General features: G+C 67.1%; 14 protein-coding genes. 7 read left to right on the forward strand and 7 right to left on the reverse strand.

Annotation, left to right across the window (positions count from 1 at the left end; genetic code table 11):
* Nucleotides 1–48 precede the first annotated feature (48 nt).
* Both BJ970_RS29840 and BJ970_RS29845 read right to left on the reverse strand, forming a co-directional pair.
* Nucleotides 49–1,278, reverse strand: coding sequence for a polysaccharide biosynthesis protein (locus BJ970_RS29840; RefSeq protein WP_246471892.1), 1,230 nt, complete (start codon nucleotides 1,276–1,278; stop codon nucleotides 49–51).
* A complete protein-coding gene (locus BJ970_RS29845) occupies nucleotides 1,275–2,777 on the reverse strand; it encodes an AAA family ATPase (protein WP_184730422.1) in 1,503 nt (500 codons plus the stop codon). Before BJ970_RS29845 ends, BJ970_RS29840 begins: the two co-directional genes overlap by 4 nt.
* Nucleotides 2,778–3,079: 302 nt before the next feature.
* Here BJ970_RS29845 and BJ970_RS29850 point away from each other — a divergent pair, with 302 nt between their 5' ends.
* The 3 genes from BJ970_RS29850 to BJ970_RS29860 are packed head-to-tail and all read left to right on the forward strand — an operon-like array spanning nucleotide 3,080 to nucleotide 6,059.
* Nucleotides 3,080–3,853, forward strand: coding sequence for a CDP-alcohol phosphatidyltransferase family protein (locus tag BJ970_RS29850; RefSeq protein WP_184730424.1), 774 nt, complete (start codon nucleotides 3,080–3,082; stop codon nucleotides 3,851–3,853).
* Between the two features lie 2 nt (nucleotides 3,854–3,855).
* Nucleotides 3,856–4,308: an FAD synthase family protein gene (locus BJ970_RS29855; protein ID WP_184730426.1), complete on the forward strand. Its 453-nt coding sequence runs from the start codon at nucleotides 3,856–3,858 to the stop codon at nucleotides 4,306–4,308.
* Between the two features lie 50 nt (nucleotides 4,309–4,358).
* A complete protein-coding gene (locus BJ970_RS29860; RefSeq protein WP_312864542.1) occupies nucleotides 4,359–6,059 on the forward strand; it encodes a right-handed parallel beta-helix repeat-containing protein in 1,701 nt (566 codons plus the stop codon).
* A gap of 40 nt (nucleotides 6,060–6,099) precedes the next feature.
* Here the strand turns inward: BJ970_RS29860 and BJ970_RS29865 are convergent, their stop codons facing one another.
* Together BJ970_RS29865 and BJ970_RS29870 are read right to left on the reverse strand one after the other, a co-directional pair.
* Nucleotides 6,100–7,758 carry a PQQ-binding-like beta-propeller repeat protein gene (locus tag BJ970_RS29865; RefSeq protein ID WP_184730430.1) on the reverse strand — a complete coding sequence of 553 codons (1,659 nt, stop codon included), beginning with the start codon at nucleotides 7,756–7,758 and terminating at the stop codon, nucleotides 6,100–6,102.
* Nucleotides 7,755–8,939, reverse strand: a complete 1,185-nt coding sequence (locus BJ970_RS29870) for a DUF1972 domain-containing protein (protein WP_184730432.1) — start codon at nucleotides 8,937–8,939, stop codon at nucleotides 7,755–7,757. The genes BJ970_RS29865 and BJ970_RS29870 overlap by 4 nt, the downstream gene beginning before the upstream one ends.
* 196 nt (nucleotides 8,940–9,135) lie before the next feature.
* On the opposite strand from BJ970_RS29870, the gene BJ970_RS29875 reads away from it, so the two are divergent.
* Both BJ970_RS29875 and BJ970_RS29880 read left to right on the forward strand, forming a co-directional pair.
* Nucleotides 9,136–10,494 (forward strand): O-antigen ligase family protein, encoded by a 1,359-nt coding sequence (locus BJ970_RS29875; protein WP_312864543.1) that lies wholly within the window; start codon nucleotides 9,136–9,138, stop codon nucleotides 10,492–10,494.
* On the forward strand, nucleotides 10,473–11,615 hold the full coding sequence (locus BJ970_RS29880; protein WP_246471893.1) for a glycosyltransferase: 1,143 nt from the start codon (nucleotides 10,473–10,475) through the stop codon (nucleotides 11,613–11,615). Before BJ970_RS29875 ends, BJ970_RS29880 begins: the two co-directional genes overlap by 22 nt.
* Before the next feature lie 26 nt (nucleotides 11,616–11,641).
* On the opposite strand, the gene BJ970_RS29885 is transcribed toward BJ970_RS29880, so the two are convergent.
* Nucleotides 11,642–13,156 (reverse strand): sugar transferase, encoded by a 1,515-nt coding sequence (locus BJ970_RS29885; RefSeq protein ID WP_184730436.1) that lies wholly within the window; start codon nucleotides 13,154–13,156, stop codon nucleotides 11,642–11,644.
* A 699-nt stretch (nucleotides 13,157–13,855) separates the two neighbouring features.
* On the opposite strand from BJ970_RS29885, the gene BJ970_RS39140 reads away from it, so the two are divergent.
* Complete coding sequence (locus BJ970_RS39140; protein WP_281399647.1) at nucleotides 13,856–13,984, forward strand: hypothetical protein; 129 nt, start codon at nucleotides 13,856–13,858, stop codon at nucleotides 13,982–13,984.
* 494 nt (nucleotides 13,985–14,478) lie between these two features.
* On the opposite strand, the gene BJ970_RS29890 is transcribed toward BJ970_RS39140, so the two are convergent.
* Together BJ970_RS29890 and glnA are read right to left on the reverse strand one after the other, a co-directional pair.
* Entirely contained in the window at nucleotides 14,479–14,994 is a 516-nt protein-coding gene (locus tag BJ970_RS29890) for a DUF2505 domain-containing protein (protein WP_184730438.1), read from the reverse strand.
* 48 nt (nucleotides 14,995–15,042) lie between these two features.
* The gene (gene glnA, locus BJ970_RS29895) at nucleotides 15,043–16,467 is read right to left on the reverse strand and encodes a type I glutamate--ammonia ligase (protein WP_184730440.1); all 1,425 of its coding nucleotides are present in this window, start codon (nucleotides 16,465–16,467) and stop codon (nucleotides 15,043–15,045) included.
* A 244-nt stretch (nucleotides 16,468–16,711) separates the two neighbouring features.
* Here glnA and BJ970_RS29900 point away from each other — a divergent pair, with 244 nt between their 5' ends.
* Entirely contained in the window at nucleotides 16,712–17,932 is a 1,221-nt protein-coding gene (locus BJ970_RS29900; protein ID WP_246471894.1) for a L,D-transpeptidase, read from the forward strand.
* The last annotated feature ends 54 nt before the right edge of the window (nucleotides 17,933–17,986 follow it).

Below are 17,986 nucleotides of genomic sequence, written 5' to 3' on the forward strand. Positions count from 1 at the left end.
CAGGGGTTTCCCAATTTAAGGCAAAATCGGAAACCGCGATTCCTGGAATCACACACCCAGCCGCGAGCGAATGGCCAGCCGCCGAACCTGCCAGGCCGAATAGACACCTCCGCAGGCCAGCAGCCACGGAACGGCGACCACGGAACCCGACAGCGCCGACACGATGGCGACCAGCACGACGCCCAACACCGAATCCACAAGCCGCACAACGAAGATCTCGCGCGACATCCGTCGAGCGACGACCTCGGTGATGTGGGGCAGCCCCGCCGCCCACACCATCAGGTACACGACCCACCCGAGGACCAGCAGCGGGTCCACCGCCCGGCCGGTCAGCAGCTGGCCCAGGGGATTCGAGAGCAATGTCAGCGCGACTCCCCCGATGCCGGTGCCGGCGAGCAGAAGCCACGTCGCACGGTTGACAAGCCGCTGTGCGTTGACGGCGTCGCGCTGCATCCTGGCGGCGAAGTTCGAAAGCAGGAAACCGCCCGCACCATTGATCACGACTTGAAGCGGCGCGACGACGAGCCGGCCGGCTTCGAGCAGACCCACCGCGGCGGTGGACACCGCCACCGACACCACGGTTCGCGAACCCAGGAGCGCGGCGGGCCGCAATGCCGCCTGCAGGGATCGCCAGGCAGCGAAGGACATCACCGCCGGAATTCCGGCGATCCCGGCCCGCAGCCGCCGCAGTTCCCCGGTCGGCAATTGCGCGACACCGAGCAGCACCGCCGCGCCCGCTCCGACCGCCATCGACAGAAACAATGCCTGCAGCGTGAACCCGGCCAGCGCGAACGGGACGAGCGCGAGGACCGTCGCGACCAGGTTTGCGGTGTCGTTGACCACCAGCCGCCAGAACTCCAGCCTCGCCATCAGCAGCCGCCGCACCGTCTCCGCGGCGAGCCGCACCACCACCATCATCGCGAAGACCAGTGCGGTGAACAGCTCGCCGTCCCGCACGGCCAGAGCAGTTCCGAACGCGGTGGCGAAGCAAAGCACCCAGCACCCCAGCGCACTCGTGACGATGCCCGCACGCGTATCGGGTTCGTGACGGTCGAGGACCGCCAGGGAATCACCCACCCATCCCGTGTACAACGCGATCGCCGTCACCAGCAGCGCCAGCAGCAGCGCGAAGGAACCGAACTCGGCGAGCCCCAGCACGCGTGCGGCCAGGATCTGAAGCACCAGACTCGTGCCCGCGGTGATGCCTTGGGACAGCATCGGGGCGGCGACCTTCGAGGCGACGCGCAGGCGCGACGCCCACGCACCGGTCGTGGTCATCGGGTCGGCTGCGGGGTCGCGGGATCGGCTCCCCGCGGGACCGGCGCCGCCCCGGCGAAGGTCAGCACATACCCGGTGATGGTCCCGCCGAACAGGTGCAGCTGTTCCCGCAGTCTGCGCAACGAACCGAGATCACCGTCGCGCCGAACGGTCACCACCACGCCGTCCGACACGCCGATCAATGAGCTCGTCTCCGGCTGGGAAATCAGCGGCGGCAGGTCCACCAGCACCAGGTCGTAACGCGTTCGCATTTCCGCGATCACCTGCTGCAGCAGCGCGGAACGCAGCTGCTCGCGGGAGTAGCGCTGTTCATGCCCCGCGGGCACCACGCTGAACCCGATCCCGTCACCCAGGTGTACCGGATGTGTCGACTGGGCCAGCGACGCGGCCCCGGTGGCGATCGAAGTCAGCCCGGGCCAGTCGGACAGCCCCAAGATGCGGGACAGGTCGCGGGATCGGATCGCGGCGTCGACCACCAGCACCTGCAGGCCGTCCCGCGCCGCCGCACCCGCGATCTGAAGTGTGGTCGTCGTAGTCCCCTCGCCGCCGGACGCACCGGTCACCAGCACGACGCCGCTGCCCACCGTGGTCCGCAGCCCGGAGGCCACCAGTTGGTAGGAACGCAGCGGCGGAACACCTGGGCTGCGCAGCGCCAGGCTTGCCTGCGCCGGCAGTGTCTCGATCTCACCGAGCACCGGCTCCTCGACCACGCGGGTGAGCTCGTCGGCATCGCGCACCCGGTGATCACGATCCGCGCGGAACCACGCCAACGCGGCGGCGATCATCAGCCCGACGGCAGCGCCGATGGCGAGGTCGCGCAGCAGGTCTCGCCAGGGGCTCGCACCGTCCGGCGACGCGAAATCGACGAACGAGACCCCGTCGGCGAACTGAGCGGCCACCACCTTGATCCGGGCGATCTGCTTGTCCAGGTCGCTCAGCGTCGGCCCGGCGGCCGAGCTGATCGGGCTCGCGGTGGGTCTTCCCGCCGCCTCGGCCACGATTGCCGTGCGCTGCGCGATCAGCGTTTGCAACGTCTTGTCCGTGGTGGCGGCCACCTCTGCCCGGGACTGGTCCTGGTAGGCGGCGATGACGGCGTTGGCGATCAGCACGGAGCGTTCGAGTCCTGGGCCGTCGACGTTGAGCTCGATGGACTCACCGCTCGACGACGCTTCCGCCGTGATGGCGCCGCGCAGCTCCAGCAATGAATCGACACCGCCCAGCCGGGCGCGCGCGTCGTCGAGGACCCGGTCCGATGTGACGAACAACGCCCGCTGCTTGACGTATCTCAGGAAGCTCGACTCGCTGGCCATCTCGATCCCCAGCACGCCGGACTGATCGGGCGCCTTGAGCACGATGCGCGCTCGCGCGCTGCGGCCGTCGCCGGCCAGCAGCGGGACCAACAGGCTGATCAGCACCACTACCGCGACGATCGCCAGGGAGAGCCAGCGATACCGCCACAACGCACCGAAGATCGTCGGTGCCGGGTGGGCGTCGTTCATCGACCGTCATTCCGCTCTGTGTGCCAAAAGGGGGATTCCTCTGGGTCTACCGGCGCCCGTCGGTAACGCGCCGGGCTCCTGCGGCGAATACCGCGTGAGCGCAGCGATTGTGCACCGTTGCGGACGTGCGGCCGGCTGGCGAGTACAACCGGCAAGAACGACCCGGGAGGAGAAATACCGATACTGCGGTTTTCCAGTATTAAGACGATGGTGATCGCCTGTCAAGTTCCTCCGCCCGGCGCCACCGCCGCCACGCTGTCCCGGCGATTGCCACACCTGATGTGCAGGAACGAAAGGCTTCGATGACCACCACCGACATGTCGAATTCCGGCTTCGCCGCCGCGTTACGCCGCCTCCCGTCCGCGCAGAAGTCGGCCAAGGGAGCGCCGGCCTACTCGAGGTTCGTCAACCGCAAAGCGGGTGGCTACCTCGCCGCGGCAGCCTTCCTCCTCAAGGCGACCCCGAACCAGGTCACGGCCGTCAGCGCGGCGTGCACCTTCGGCGGCATCATCGCCATTTCCACCGCGGCACCGTCCTGGCCGCTGGGCATCGCGGTGAGCTTGGCGCTGCTAGTGGGGTACGCGCTCGACTCGGCCGACGGCCAGCTCGCCCGGTTGCGGGGAACCAGCAGCATCGCCGGCGAGTGGCTGGACCACGTGATCGACAGTGCGAAGATCGCCACGCTGCACCTCGCCGTGCTCATCTGCGCGTTCCGGTTCTTTGACCTCCCCAGCGGTTTTCTGCTCGTCCCGCTCGGCTATGCCGCCGTGGAGACCGTCATGTTCTTCGCGATGATTCTCAACGACCAGTTGCGCCGCGCGCACCGCGCCGTCTCCGGCGCATTGCCGCCTACCGGGAGACCGCCGTCGACCCTGCGGTCGGTGCTGGTCCTGCCGACCGACTACGGGGTGCTGTGCCTGGCGTTCCTGCTGCTCGGATCCCCGGTGGCGTTTTCCGTCGGCTACGGCGCGCTCTTCCTGTTCAACGCGGCCTTCCTCGTCGCGGCGCTACCAAAGTGGTTCGGCGACATGGCCGGGCTCGACCGAGCCGCGGGCGCCCCGGAACGGGGGCGGTGACGATGTCCATCATCGGATATGCACCCGGCGCCTTCGACATGTTCCACATCGGACACCTCAACATTCTGCAACGGGCGAGTCAGGAATGCGACCACCTGGTAGCCGGCGTGGTAACCGACGCGGTCCTGCTGAAGGTGAAGGGCCGGAACCCGGTGATCCCCTTCGAGGAACGGCTGGAGATCGTGCGCAGCATCAGGTGCGTCGACGAGGCCGTCACCGACGAGCACGAGGACAAGTTCCGGATGTGGGCACAGATTCGGTTCGACGTGCTGTTCAAAGGCAGCGACTGGCGCGGCACTGCGCGCGCCGAAGCGTTGGAGCGCAAGCTTTCGGCCGTCGGCTCGCGGGTCCACTACTTCACCTACACCACCCACACGTCCAGCACCCTGCTGCGACAGTGGATCTCGCTGCCCTCCCCCGCCGCGCTCGGCGAGTTGGAGCCCGGGCCGAAATGAAACCCACTCGTCATCATCTCCGGCTTCGATCAAGTCTCGTCGTCTTAACCGTGCTGCTAGCGGCCTGCAATCCGGCCGGGAGTGATTCAAGCGCAGCCCAACCGGTCGCCGAGACACTCACCACGACGGACTACCCGATACCGCCCGGCGCGCTTTTCGTCGCCACCAACGGGAACGACTACGCCCCGGGCGACCAAGCCAGACCGCTTCGCAGCCTCGGCGAGGCGGTGCGCAGGGCGCAGCCCGGCGCCACGATCGTCCTGCGCGAAGGTACTTACCGGGAAACAGTGGGCATCATCGACAAGAAGCTGTCCATCCAGCCTTTTCCGCACGAACGCGTCTGGCTCAAGGGCAGTCGGGTCGTCTCGCAGTGGGTCCGCGACGGCAAGGCGTGGCGGCACGACGGCTGGGACGTCCCGCTGTGCCGGACCTGCTTCATGCCCGAGATCATCGACCCGGCGTATCCGCAGGCCGGGCTGCCCGACATGGCTTTCGTCGACGGCAGACCGCTTCGGCAAGTGGGTGACCGGCGGTCGGTCACCGTCGGCACGTTCTACGTCGATGTCGGGCGCAAGCAACTGCTGATCGGCGAGGATCCGACTGGGCGGCTCGTCGAGGCGACCGAGTTCGACTGGCTGCTGCAGTTCGATGGCGCTGGTGCCGCGGGCAGTTCCCTCCGCGGCATCGGGATCGCCCACTACGGGTCGATTCAGAAGTACGGCCAGCGCGGGGCGATGGTCGTGGTGAACGCGCCCGCGGTCACGCTGGAGCACAACACGTTCGCCGCGTCCGCATCCACCGGTGCCGCGATCTTCCAGCCCGATGCGAACGTGACGCACAACCGGTTCCTCGACAACGGCCTGGTCGGCCTGGTTGCCAACCGGGCCGACGGACTCAAGTTGTCCGCGAACACTTTTGCGCGCAACAACAACGAGCATTTCTCCTTGACCGGCGAGGCCATCGGAGCGGCGGGCGCGAAGGTGACGCGCACGAAGCGGGCTTGGGTGTCCGACAACACGTTCGCGGACAACATCGGCACCGGGTGGTGGTGCGACCTGGGATGCACCGATGCCGTGGTGGTCCGCAACATCGCGCGCGGCAACGTCGTGAACGGCCTGTACTACGAGGTTTCGGCCAGAGCGCTGATCGCCTCGAACATCGTGGTCGGCAACGGCGGGCGCGGGATCAAGATATCCAGTTCCGACCACGTCAGACTGGTGCACAACACCCTGATCGACAACGGGTTGGCGATCGGGCTCTACAACGACAAGAGGTCACCGCATTCCGACCGATACAGCGAGGAACAGGGCCTGTCCTGGGTCACGTCGAACACCGAGCTGCTGAACAACTTCCTGATCAGGCAGCACGATGCCGAGCCGTTCATGGAGGCCGAGGATCATAAGCCGTATCCCCAGCCCATCGCGCCGTTCATCTCGGCCAGCGACGGCAACGCATACCTGCGGGAAGCCGGATCGGCACCGCTGGGGACCTGGTCTCTCGGCGCCGGCAACATCGTCACGATCTTCACGCTGCCGCGGCTCAGGGAGCGCACCGGACAGGATCTCCACAGCCTGGCGGGCGCACCGTCGCCCGCCCCGTTCCGCGATCCCGGCAGAGGCGATTACTCGCTGCGCGAGTCCGCAACGGGTTTCCGGGCCGGCCGGCCCCTGCCCCGGGATGTCGCGCGGATCGTCGGCGTGAATCCGAACGACCACCCAAACATCGGCGTGCTGAGCGGGCCACGTGTGTGAGCGCGGGGACGCTTCAGGCGTCCCCGCGCTCTTGGCGGGATCAAATGCTGCTGCGCGGGGTGCTCAGCACCGCGCCGTCCGCGTCGACTGCCCTGATCCAGTATTCGACCGTGCCCTGGGGCGGTTGGTCGTCGGTGAAGCTCATCGTCGACACCGTCCACGGCCAGGCTTTGCTGGTGGTGGTGTAGATCGGGTTCTCCGTCCCACTGCGCATGACCTCGTACCGGATCTCGCTGTTCTGGGCATCCCAGGTGCCGGTCCACTCGATCACGATTCCGCCGAAGAGGCGCCGACTCAAGTCCGGGGCCTGGAACGGAACCTGCGGTCCGTAGTTGAGGGCGCCGGGCACACCTCTGGCTGCGAACCGGGTCAGCGACTGCTGGGCGACCCCGTTGACCACCGTGAATTCACCGCCGACCACGACGTAGTGGTCGTCGGCGGCCACGGCCCACGGCCCGTTCAACCACGGACTGTTCGAAGGTCCGCCGTTGGTATAGGGCAGCCACGGCAGCAGTTCCGGCACCGGGTCGCCGGCCCGCACGTGGTTGACGCTGCGCTGGGCGGTACCGGTGGCCACTGTCGTTTCGGCGAGCAGTCGCTGGTAATCGAGCGAACCGCCGTCGGGAAGGGCGTTGATGGCCGTGCAGTCGTGGGAGTGCGAAGCGCTGTAGAGCACACCCGCTGCTACCGCAACGCTTTGGGTGTCTCCGTAGCAGCCATCCATCCACCGGGGCGTCCCGGTCGCGATATCGATGGCGCCTCGGCCCTCCAGCCTGGGATTGCCTCCGCGCCAGTTGTACGAGCTGAGGTAAACCGTGCCGGTGCCGTCGGTTGCCAGGTCGGTGATCGTGTCCTCGGCAGATGGCGTGACCCATTGCCACGGCACGGCGGCACCGCTGGTCGCGTCCACGGCGGTCAAGCTGTGCCGGTTTTGGCCGTTGACGCGGCCGAAGGCTCCCCCGATCACCGTGCGCCCCTGCTCCGGGGCGGCCAGCACCGCATAGACCTCCTTGTCCGCCGTCGGAGCCCACGGCAGCAGTGCTCCGGTACCGACGGAGACCGCCGCCAGCCGGGTGCGCGAGACGCCGTCGACGGCGTTGAAGCCGCCGCCGAGGTAAACGGTGTCCGCGGTGACCGACAGGCCGCGCACCCGCCCGGCCACCTTGGGTTTGAAGGACGGATCCAGCACGCCGGTGGCGCTGTCGAAGGCCGCCACGCGTGAGCGCCACTGGCCATCGATCTTGTCGAAATCCCCGCCGACATAGACCTTTCGCCCGTCCGGCGAGACCTTGACCCGGAACACCGTGTCGCAGATCCAGCGCCCGCCGTCGGCGGACTTGCAGAACGGTCCCGGATCCGTGCCGGCGAACGTGCTGCCGCTGACCACCGGTGCCCACGGCAGCAACTCGCCGGTGTTCACATCGAATGCCAGCAGGTTGTTCCGAGTGACCTCACCAGGCCCGCCCGGCGCCACGCCGGCCGGGCGCGCTTTGCTGAACTTCCCGCCGGCGATGGCGGTGTTTCCCGCGATGGCGACCGTGAAGACCACACCGTCGGTCTGCGGGGTCGGCAATGCCCCCGCTGTGACTGGCTGCGGCAACAACTCGGCGGCGGCAACAGGTTGTTCCAGCACCACCGATCCCGATAACGCGGCGAGTGCCACCGCCGCGACGCACGACAGCTTTCGCGGTCGATTCATCGCACCTCCTTGGTTTCCTGCCTGGACACGGCCGTCGTGACTGCCGCCTTCGCACGCCCGGGCGGCGCGGATTTGCGCTTACCCCCGAGCAGAACGCGAGCGGCCAGTTCTTCATACTTCTCCGCTACCCCGTCCCACGTGTAGCGGTCGAGCGATTGCACCTGTTCCTGCCCACGCAGCGACGTGCTAGCCGGATCGGCCTCGGCCGCATCGCACAGCGCCGCCAGGTCCGCGGCGTCCCGGAAATAGCGGCCGAACGAGCCGAGGACCTCGCGGTTGAACCGCACGTCGAAGGCCGACGTCGGGGCGCCGGCACCCATCGCGCGAAGCAGCGAGGGATTGGTACCGCCGACCGAATGACCGTGGATGTAGGTCAAGGCATTGCCGTAGAGCTGGTCGAGCAGCTTCTGGTCCCAAACCCCGCCGAGCAGGCGGACGTTGGGATTGCGCTTCGCAGCACGCTTGATGCTCGCGGTGTATTCGTCGGCGTAGGGCGCCGATCCCACCACGACCAACGGATGGCGGGCATTGCTGCGCAGATATCCGTCAACGGCCACGTGCACATGGTTCTCCGGCTCGAACCTGGCCACGACCAGGTGGTAGTGCCGGGGACGGAGCCCGAGTTCGGTGATGCCGTCGGTCCCCACCTCGCTGAGGATCGGTGCCCCGTACGGGATGTATTCGGTCTCGGTTCCGAAACGGTCGCGGTAGTAGTCCTGGATCCCCCACGCGTCGGCGATCAGGGCGTCGGACCAGCGGACCGCGAGTGCCTCGGCCCGCCGGTAGTAGGCCGAACCGGCCGGGCCCCACTTCGCGCGTTTCCACTCCAGGCCGTCGACGTGCGTGATCGTGGGGGTTCCGCGAAGCCGCAGCAGGGGCAGCAGCGGCGCGTTCGCCGCGTTGAACACCACCGCGACATCCGGGCGGCGAACCACCGCGTGCAGCGCCGAGAGCGCCGTATGGCTCAGCGTTTCCAGCGTTTTGCGCCGCAGCGCGGGAAGATGCACGAGGCGCATCCCGCAGTGGCTCTCGGCCCGGGCACTACGCACGCCGGCACCCCTGCAATACACGGTGACCTCGTGTCCGCGCTCGACGAGTCGGCGGCCCACCTCTTCGACACAGGTCTCGAAACCGCCGTAACGCGCGGGCACGCCACGAGTACCGATCATCGAAATCCGCATGATTTCGTTCCACCGTTTCGTCGCAGGGCAGCACCGGGTAGCTATGGGCAGCCAGGAGTCGCCCGGCTGATGGCGCGCGACTCACTCGATCAGGTGCCCAGCTTGTAATATGTCGACGACGGGCAGTCGTTACACGAATCCGCCCACCCGTTTTCGGCGCCCTTGCGCCCGAACCCGCCTGATCCGAGGACCGGCCGTGAGCTGGAGTACCCTTCGACGCCGATACGGCGTCACGCGTCGCCGGGCCTTCGACGCCGAGCGCTGGCCCGTGGTGTGCTCGCTCGCGCTCATCGTGGCCAGCGACTACAAGTTCCGTGTCCGCGCCGACGACCAGTCGGTCTCGGGCTCGCCCGACCTGTTCGTGCTGCTGGAAATCGCCGTCTACGCGGCCGTGGCGTGCTTTCTGTTCCTGCGCTTTCGCCCCACCTCCCAGCTGCGCCGCGCCGACTGGATCACCTGTTCGGCCTATGCTTACGCTGCGGTCCTGGTGCTTTCGGCGCTGTACTCGCCCTACCGCTCGCTCGCCCTGGTCCGGGCCGTCCAGGTCGTGATCGTGCTGGCGCTGAGCAGGTCGATCGCCCGGCACTGCGCCAGGGACGCACTGCACCGCATCGCCCACGCGTTCGCGATTCTGGTCAGCGCATCGGTCATTTTCGGCGTGGTCGTGCCGTTCCCGCGGCTGCCGACGCAGCCCGACCGGTTCACCTGGCTGCACCTGCATCCGGTTGACGCGGGGCAGTTCCTGGCCGTTGCGGTGGTGATCTTGACGGCCTACGCCTTCGGCCACCGGCTTGCCCGGCCGGGGCCGCACTGGCCGCTGCCCGCCTACCTCGTACTGCTGGCCATCTGCACCGCGGGGCTGATCGGAAGCAACACTCGAGGGGCCGCTCTCGGGGCGATCGTCGGGGGCCTGGTCATCGCGGGACTGCGGTGGCGTGGCAGTCGGCGGTTGGAGATCGCGGTCGCGTTGTCGGTGGCCTTGGTCACGGTTTGGCTCGCGGCCGGTTCACTGATCGAGTCGTTCTTCGTCCGTGGCGAAAACGCCGAGCGGCTCGCGTCCCTGAATTCGCGAACGGACCTGTGGGCTTATGCGCTCGAAGCATTTCTCCAACGCCCGCTCTACGGCCACGGCCTCAGCGCCTCGCGGGGCTTGTTCCTCGACGAGATCGGGCTGGGCGGCGGGCATAACGGTCTGGTGAACCTGCTCGTCGACGCCGGCCTGCTGGGCGCGGCGGTGTGGCTCTTGCTGCTCGGATGCATCTTCACCGGTGCGTTCGCACTGCGCAACCAGCGACCCGAGCCGCGACTGGATCGGATGTTGATTCTCGCGCTGCTGTCGGGCCTGTTCGCCAACTCGATGTTCACCCAGGGCCTTGGCGCTCCGGCGAATGTCGCGTGTACGTGGCTTTTCCTGCTGGCCGCGTGGACAAGCATGGCCGGTCGGCGCGGTCCCGCCCCGGCGCTTGCTCGGCAGCCTCGGCAGTTCGTCTCGGGACTGCCAACCACAACCTCGACCGAAGAACAGGAGCCCCGTTGGCCCGCCGAACCGCGCTGATGGTCCATCCCTCGGCCGAGCTTTACGGATCCGACCGAATATTTCGGGAATCGGTCATCGCGCTGACCGCTACGGGCTGGCGGGTGGTGGTAGCGCTGCCTGCGGAAGGGCCACTCGCCGACCAACTTCGCGAGCAGGGCGCGGAGGTGGTCTTGTGCCCGACCCCGGTCCTGCGGAAGGCCGCGCTGCGGCCCGCCGGTTTCCTGCGGCTACTGCTCGATGGCCTGAAAGCATTGTCGCCGATGGTGCGTCTGCTGCGACGCACGCGCCCTGACGTGGTGTACATCAACACCGTGACCGTGCCCTTGTGGCTGCCGCTCGCTCGGCTGACCCGACGAGCGGTCATCGCCCACGTGCACGAAGCGGAGGACAGCGCGCCGCGGCCGATCAGAGCCGCGCTCGCCGCTCCCCTGCTGTGCGCCACAGTGGTCGTCGCGAACAGCGAGGCCACGGCCCGCGTCATCACGCGACCACTTCCCTTGCTGCGCCGTCGAATCCGGCTGGTCTACAACGGCGTTGCCGGGCCCGACCATCCAGCGCAGCGCGGCCGCGAGCGCCCCGATCCGGTCCGGATCGTGCTCGTCGGCCGGCTGTCGCCGAGGAAGGGCACCGATCTCGCGGTGCGTGCGGTCGCCCGCTTGCGCGCCGACGGCCACGACGTCGTCCTCGATCTGCTGGGCTCGGCGTTCACCGGCTACGAGTGGTATGAGCGGCAGCTCGACGATCTGATCCGACGCCACGGCCTGACCGAGGTGGTCGGCGTCCGCGGTTTCCGGACGGATGTTTGGGATGCGTTCCGAAACGCCGACATCGCCCTGGTGCCGTCCCGGTTCGAGCCGTTCGGCAACACCTCAGTGGAGGCGCAGCTGGCCGGAACTCCGGTAATCGTGACCGATGTGCAGGGCCTGCCCGAGACCGTCGCGGGGGGCCGGTACGGCCGGATCGTGCCCGCAGACGATCCCGACGCGCTCGCCGAAGCGATCAGAGATTGCCTGGCCGACTGGCCGGGAACTCTCGACACCGCGGCACATGCCGTCGAACACGCCCGAAAAGCCTTTTCCCCGCAACGCTATCGCGACGACATCGCGGGGCTCGCGGCCGACATCATCCGCCGGAGATAGCGATGTGCTGAGGGCTGTGAAACTTTCTAGTACGCGCCTTGTTTGGTCAGCACTGCTCGCACGGTCTTCCAGAGGATGACCGCGTCCAGCGCCAGCGACCAGTTCTCCACGTACCGCAGGTCGAGCCGGACGCTTTCCGCCCAGGACAGGTCGCTGCGCCCACTGACCTGCCACAGCCCGGTGAGTCCCGGCTTGACCAGCAGGCGGCGCTTGACCTCGAAGTCGTAGGTCGCGGTCTCCTCCGGCAGCGGCGGCCGCGGACCGACCAGCGACATGTGCCCGGCGAGCACGTTGAGCAGCTGCGGCAGCTCGTCGAGCGAGTACCGGCGCAGCAGGGCACCGACCTTCGTCACTCGCGGATCGCGATGCAGCTTGAACATCGGCCCCGCCGCATCGTTGGCAGACCCCAGCGCGGCTCGCATCGCCTCGGCACCCACCACCATCGTGCGGAACTTCAGCATCGTGAACGTGTTGCCGTTGCGGCCCGATCTTCGCTGCCGGTAGATCACCGGGCCGCCGTCGGCCAGTTTGACCGCAAGGCTGATCACCAACATCACCGGCGCGATCAGGACCAGCAGGCCTAACGCGCTCACCCAGTCGGCGAGCGCCTTGACGATGCGCCGGCCGCCGGTGAACGAGGGTTCGCTCACCTTCAGCATCGGCATCCCCAGCACCGAGGAGACGTGCAGTCGGGGGCCTGCCACCTCCATCAGCACCGGCGCGACGACCATTTCGGCGGAGGTGTTCTCGATCTTCCACGCCAGCTCCTGCAAACGGCGTGGCGTCCAGTATGGATCCGCGGTGATGGCGACCACGCGGTAGCCGCCGCGCCGAACGTGGTCGGCGAGCTCGTCGACGTCTCCGATCACCGGAACGCCGTCCACCTCGCTGATCCGCCCCTCACCCGCCGCGGGCCGGATGCATAGCGCTTGGACCTGCCAGCCGACGTGTGGCTGCTGGCGAGTCCGAACGATCAGGTCGCCAAGCGTCTGCGCACTACCCGCGGCGATCACCGGAAGCAGGCACCTGCCGCCGCTGCGGGCGCTGTGCAGATAACGGCGCAGCAGATAGCGCTGGGCAAGCATCAGCAGCGCCAGCGCGGGTAACACACCGAAAACCCACGGCCGCACGTCCAATGGCGGTACCGCGAGCCCGGCGACCGCGATGACGACCCCGGCCGAGAAAATCCCGCGTCCCAGGCGGCGGTACTCCTCGTGGCCCTGACCGAGCACGCGAAGGTTCCAGGAACCGAACAGTGCCCACAACACCGCCACGGCGGTGAATACCGCCAACACGATCGGCGGAGGCACCACGATGTCGAGCATCGCCACCCAGATCGCCCCTACGGCCGAGGCAACGGCCGTTGCGATCGCGTCGCTGACGATCACCGCCAACCGGTACCGCCGCTCCCACGTAGTCGCGGGCACTTTCGGATGTGGCGGAGTCGAGTGCGCGGGTTCGGGCAACCGCGGAGCCCGGACGCATCCGGCCGCCCCTACCCTGTCCGGCAACGACATTGGCGCGCGCATCGGCTCCGGCATCGGTCCCCTCTCCAGTTGGCAGACTGTCCGCTCGCGTCAAGGGCGATCAGATGTCAAAGCTATCGGGGCTGTCGCGAATCCGTTACACGTTTCTGCACGGGAACTGAACAACAGATGCCACGGCCCGCGCCGTCCCCGTTCGGCTGTCGCTCGCTGATACGGCGGCCGCCGTCGAGTTCACCAGCTTTTTTCGCCGCTGCGGATACCCACGCGGCTGCTTGACGATCGCCTACGGGTAATCGTAATCTTCCCTTTAGTAGACATCCGTCTAGTAGTAGTGCTCCGCGGCACCCGCCCGGGGAGGAGCTCACCCATGCATGGCATGGCAAAGGCTTTGAAACCGCAGCCGAGAAGGCCGCCATGAACCCGGTGCCGCGAAACCGAACCTGGCGCGCCGACCGTCGCGCAATTTGTTGCAGAGCCACAAATATTCGGCAACGGCGTCGTGACAGACATCGCGATGGGCTCAGCGAAGCGGAAAGGTGCGCTCACTCCGCGCAACCAACGGCAGCCGACTGTGGGCCAGGCAGGGCAGAACGGCTGGACCGAACGTGCCAACCTCCCGGCAGCCCGAACACCGCGGGCAGCGTCTCCGGCGATGCTTAACAGACCGAGCCCCAAAACTCCGCTGAGCTGTCACTTTCCGCGGTTACGCTTACAGGGTCAGGGTTTTGGGCCGACGAAGTACAGGAGGGCAACATGGTAACCGTTTTCGCTCTCACGTTCGTTGCCGCGATCTCGACCCTTGTCGTCGTTCACCGCGCCACGACGGGGATCGCCGAAATCCCGTCGGCGGTACGGATCACCGAGGGGGTGCGTCGGTCATGAGCACTCTCCTCGACCGGGCCGACGAACGCATCGACCCCACGCCGTGCGTCTCATGCAACCGCCCACTTTCCACCTCGCCGTCGGACGACTTTTGTTCGGAGAGCTGCCAGCAGAGGTGGTACGCCACGCACGGTGCCGATTTGTCCACCTGGAGTGACAACCGGCCGATGGTCTAGCCGCTCCTTGGCCTGCGCTGGTTCAAAAATGCGCGTCCAGCGCGCATGAGGGAACCTCGAAGGAACGCGAGGGTGCCGCATCACCCGTACCGGAGAAAGGCGGATGAGGTGATGAAGACTGATGATTCCGCCGCGTCGGACGACAACGCTCGCGACCCTAACTGGTCATCGAAACCCGCTGCGCAGCAACGATCCCCACAAGAGAAGATGGTGGAGTTCTTCCGTAGCGAGAACCGTTCGGTGCTTCGGCTGAGCTGGTGGCGCAACCCCCGCCGGCGTTGAGCACTGTCCTTTGAGGACGATCACGGGCAACGGTCGTCATTGCTGCCGGGACAGCCAGTCAACGGTGAACTGGTGCTCGCTTTCCAGCAAGCCGCGCACCTCACCGACGAAGAGGTCTTCCAGCTTGCCCCCGAGCAACGGGATGTTCACCTGCACGCTGCCCTCGACGACGAACTCGCACACCGCCGGTCCCCCCTCCGACGGCAAGTCCCGCAACCACTGCGAGGCCGCGATCGAGCGGGGCATCACCGTGGCACCCGCTGTCACTTCACCCGTGTAGCCGCCGTCGGCCTCACGGCGCCACTCCTCGCTGCGGTTGATCGTCAGGTCCCCGCCAATGACCTTGCGCGCCAGTGACGGGAGGACCTCGGCGCGAACGCCCTGTCTGATCCGGTACCGCGCGCCGCGCTCGGTCGCCGTGTGTTCGATCAATTCGTTGTCACCGCCGAGCACACGAAGCCGCTCCGCCAGGTAGCCGGGGTCGATCAGTGCGGCGAACACCCGGGCGGCGGCCCACTCGTAGGTGCTCCGGTATTCGATACCACGCGTCATGCGATGAAGGTTACGCGAAACCGCTGGTCAGCGGGCATCCGACGACGGTCACACGTCGTAGTAGAGCTCGAACTCGTGCGGCGTCGGGCGCAGTCGCAGGGGGTCGATCTCGTGCTCTCGTTTGAAGGCGAGCCAGGTCTCGATCACGTCCGGGGTGAAGACATCACCACGCAGCAGGAACTCATGGTCCGCTTCGAGGCTGTTCAGCACGGCCTCCAGCGAGGAGGGAACCTGCACGACGGTGCCGGCTTCCTCGGGCGGTAGCTCGTAGAGGTCCTTGTCGATGGGCTCCGGCGGTTCGATCTTGTTGGCGATGCCGTCCAGGCCAGCCAGCATCATCGCCGCGAAGGCCAGGTACGGGTTCCCGGACGAGTCCGGGCAGCGGAATTCGATCCGCTTGGCCTTCGGGCTGGTGCCCGTGACCGGGATGCGGATGCAGGCCGAGCGGTTGCGCTGCGAATAGACGAGGTTTACCGGTGCCTCGAAGCCGGGCACCATGCGGTGGTAGGAGTTGACCGTCGGATTAGTGAATCCCAGCAGGCTCGGTGCGTGGTGCAGGATGCCGCCGATGTAGTGCCGTGCTAGATCGGATAGGCCCGCGTAGCCCGTCTCGTCGTAGAACAACGGCCGGCCGTTGAGCCACAGCGACTGATGGGTGTGCATGCCGGACCCGTTGTCGCCGAAGAGCGGTTTGGGCATGAACGTGGCCGTCTTGCCGTCCTGCCACGCGGTGTTCTTCACGATGTACTTGTAGAGCTGCAGGTCGTCGGCGGCGTGCAGCAGCGTATTGAATTTGTAGTTGATCTCGGCTTGGCCTGCGGTGCCGACTTCGTGGTGGGCCTTCTCCACGGTGAAACCCGCATCGATCAGGTTCCGCACGATCTCGTCGCGCAGATCCGCCAGGTGGTCGGTGGGCGGGACGGGAAAGTACCCCGCCTTGTACTTGATCTTGTAGCCCTGGTTGCCGCCCTCTTCGGCTCGACCGGTGTTCCACCAGCCCTCCACGGCGTCGATCTCGTGGAACGAAGTGTTCTCCGCGCTGGCGAACCGCACCGAGTCGAAGAGGTAGAACTCGGCTTCCGGCCCGAAGTAGGCGAGGTCGGCGATGCCGGATTCGGCGAGGTACTGCTCCGCCTTGCGCGCGATGTTGCGCGGGTCCCGGCTGTAGGGCTGCAAGGTGAACGGGTCGTGCACGAAGAAGTTGAGGATCAGCGTCTTCGCGGTGCGGAACGGATCCAGCCGCGCGGTGTAGGGGTCGGGCAGCAGCAACATGTCCGATTCGTGGATCGACTGGAAACCACGCACCGACGACCCGTCGAACGCGATGCCCTCGTCGAACATCTCGGCGGCGAAGGACTTCGCGGGCACCGCGAAGTGCTGCATGATGCCCGGAAGGTCGCAGAACCGCACGTCGATGAACTGCACATCCTCGTCGGAGATGAACCGCAGGACCTCCTCCGGAGTGTTGAACATCGTTACCCCCCTTATCGCCTGGGGAGACAGCCGATCAGCGGCAGATCCCGGCTCGTCCAGCTACCTCAGTTTGCCACCGCGAACAGGCCGTGTCCTGTTCCGCAGCCGCCGCACCGCGCCTGCGAGCTCGGAGCCCGCCGATCGACCTGACCACCGTCCGTGCGATCGCAGGCGTCGCCCATGTGGGTACTGGTTGAGTCCTGTGCGGAGGGCTGAGCTGTCCCGTCCACATGATCGTGTTGAGATGTTCGCCCTGCCCCCGGACAGTGGTTCTGATGTCGAGCCGATCGGAACTGGACTGGGGGCGGGGATGCGGTTCGCAAGAGGGTGGCAAATCATCATCGGAGGCGTGCTCGCCTGCACGCTGACCTCGTGCTTCGGACCGAAGCCGTCCGAGGCGACCGTGACGACCTCGATACCGGACCGAGCCGCGCACGTCGCTCCCAGCGAGCCGTTGGTCATCAACGCGCACCAAGGCACACTCACCTCGGTCACCGTGACCGCCGGGGGAGCGACGGTGCCCGGCCAGCTGGAGGACGGTGGTCGCCGGTGGCGTACGACCGCGCCGCTGGGTTTCGCTACGACCTACCACGTGCGGGCGCAAGCCCAGGATGTGGACCGCACGCTCTCGGCCCCGCTGAACTCGACATTTAGCACCGCGACGCCCGTGGACACGGTCACCGTCGACCGGACCCGGCCGTCCGACGGCGACACGGTCGGGGTGGCCATGCCGGTATCGATCTACTTCAGCAAACCGGTGACCGACCGAGCCGCCGTCGAACGCCGCCTGTCGATCGAACCGTCGGTGCCGACCGAGGGCTCATTCCACTGGATGGCCGACGACCAGGTCAACTGGCGTCCCAAGGACTTCTGGAAACCCGGAACCAGCGTCCGGGTGCGCGCGCGGTTGTACGGCGTGGACACCGGCGGCGGCATCATGGGAGCCGCCGACCACGAGAGCAACTTCGTGATCGGGCGGGACCAGCGCGCGGTCGGCGACGTCAACGATCACACGTTCACGGTCTTCCAAGACGGGCAGCAGGTCCAGCAGTTCCCCGCCTCGTACGGCAGGAGCGCCTATCCGACCCAATTCGGCATGCACGTGGCCTTCGAGAAGCACACCTCGACGCGGATGCGCTCGGACACCTGGGGAGGACCGCAGAAGGGCGAACCCGGGTACTACGACGAGGTTCTCCCGCACGCGGTGCGCATTTCGAACAACGGCGAGTTCGTGCATGTCAATGCCGCGACCGTCGGGTCACAGGGCGTGGCCAACGTGTCGCACGGATGTATCAACCTCTCGCCGGACGACGGCAAGTGGTACTTCGACTTCGTGCAGATGGGCGATCCGGTGGAGATCATCGGTTCCGACCGGCCGCTGACACCGGCGGACGGCGACATCCCGGACTGGACGATCCCCTACAACGAATACGTCCAGGGAAGCGCGCTCTACAAACCCCGCTGACCGATTTCTCGCCCGGGAGCGGTCACGGCGCGATGCTGCGAATAAAGGCGAACA

The sequence above is a fragment of the Saccharopolyspora phatthalungensis genome (assembly GCF_014203395.1).
GTDB lineage: Bacteria > Actinomycetota > Actinomycetes > Mycobacteriales > Pseudonocardiaceae > Saccharopolyspora > Saccharopolyspora phatthalungensis.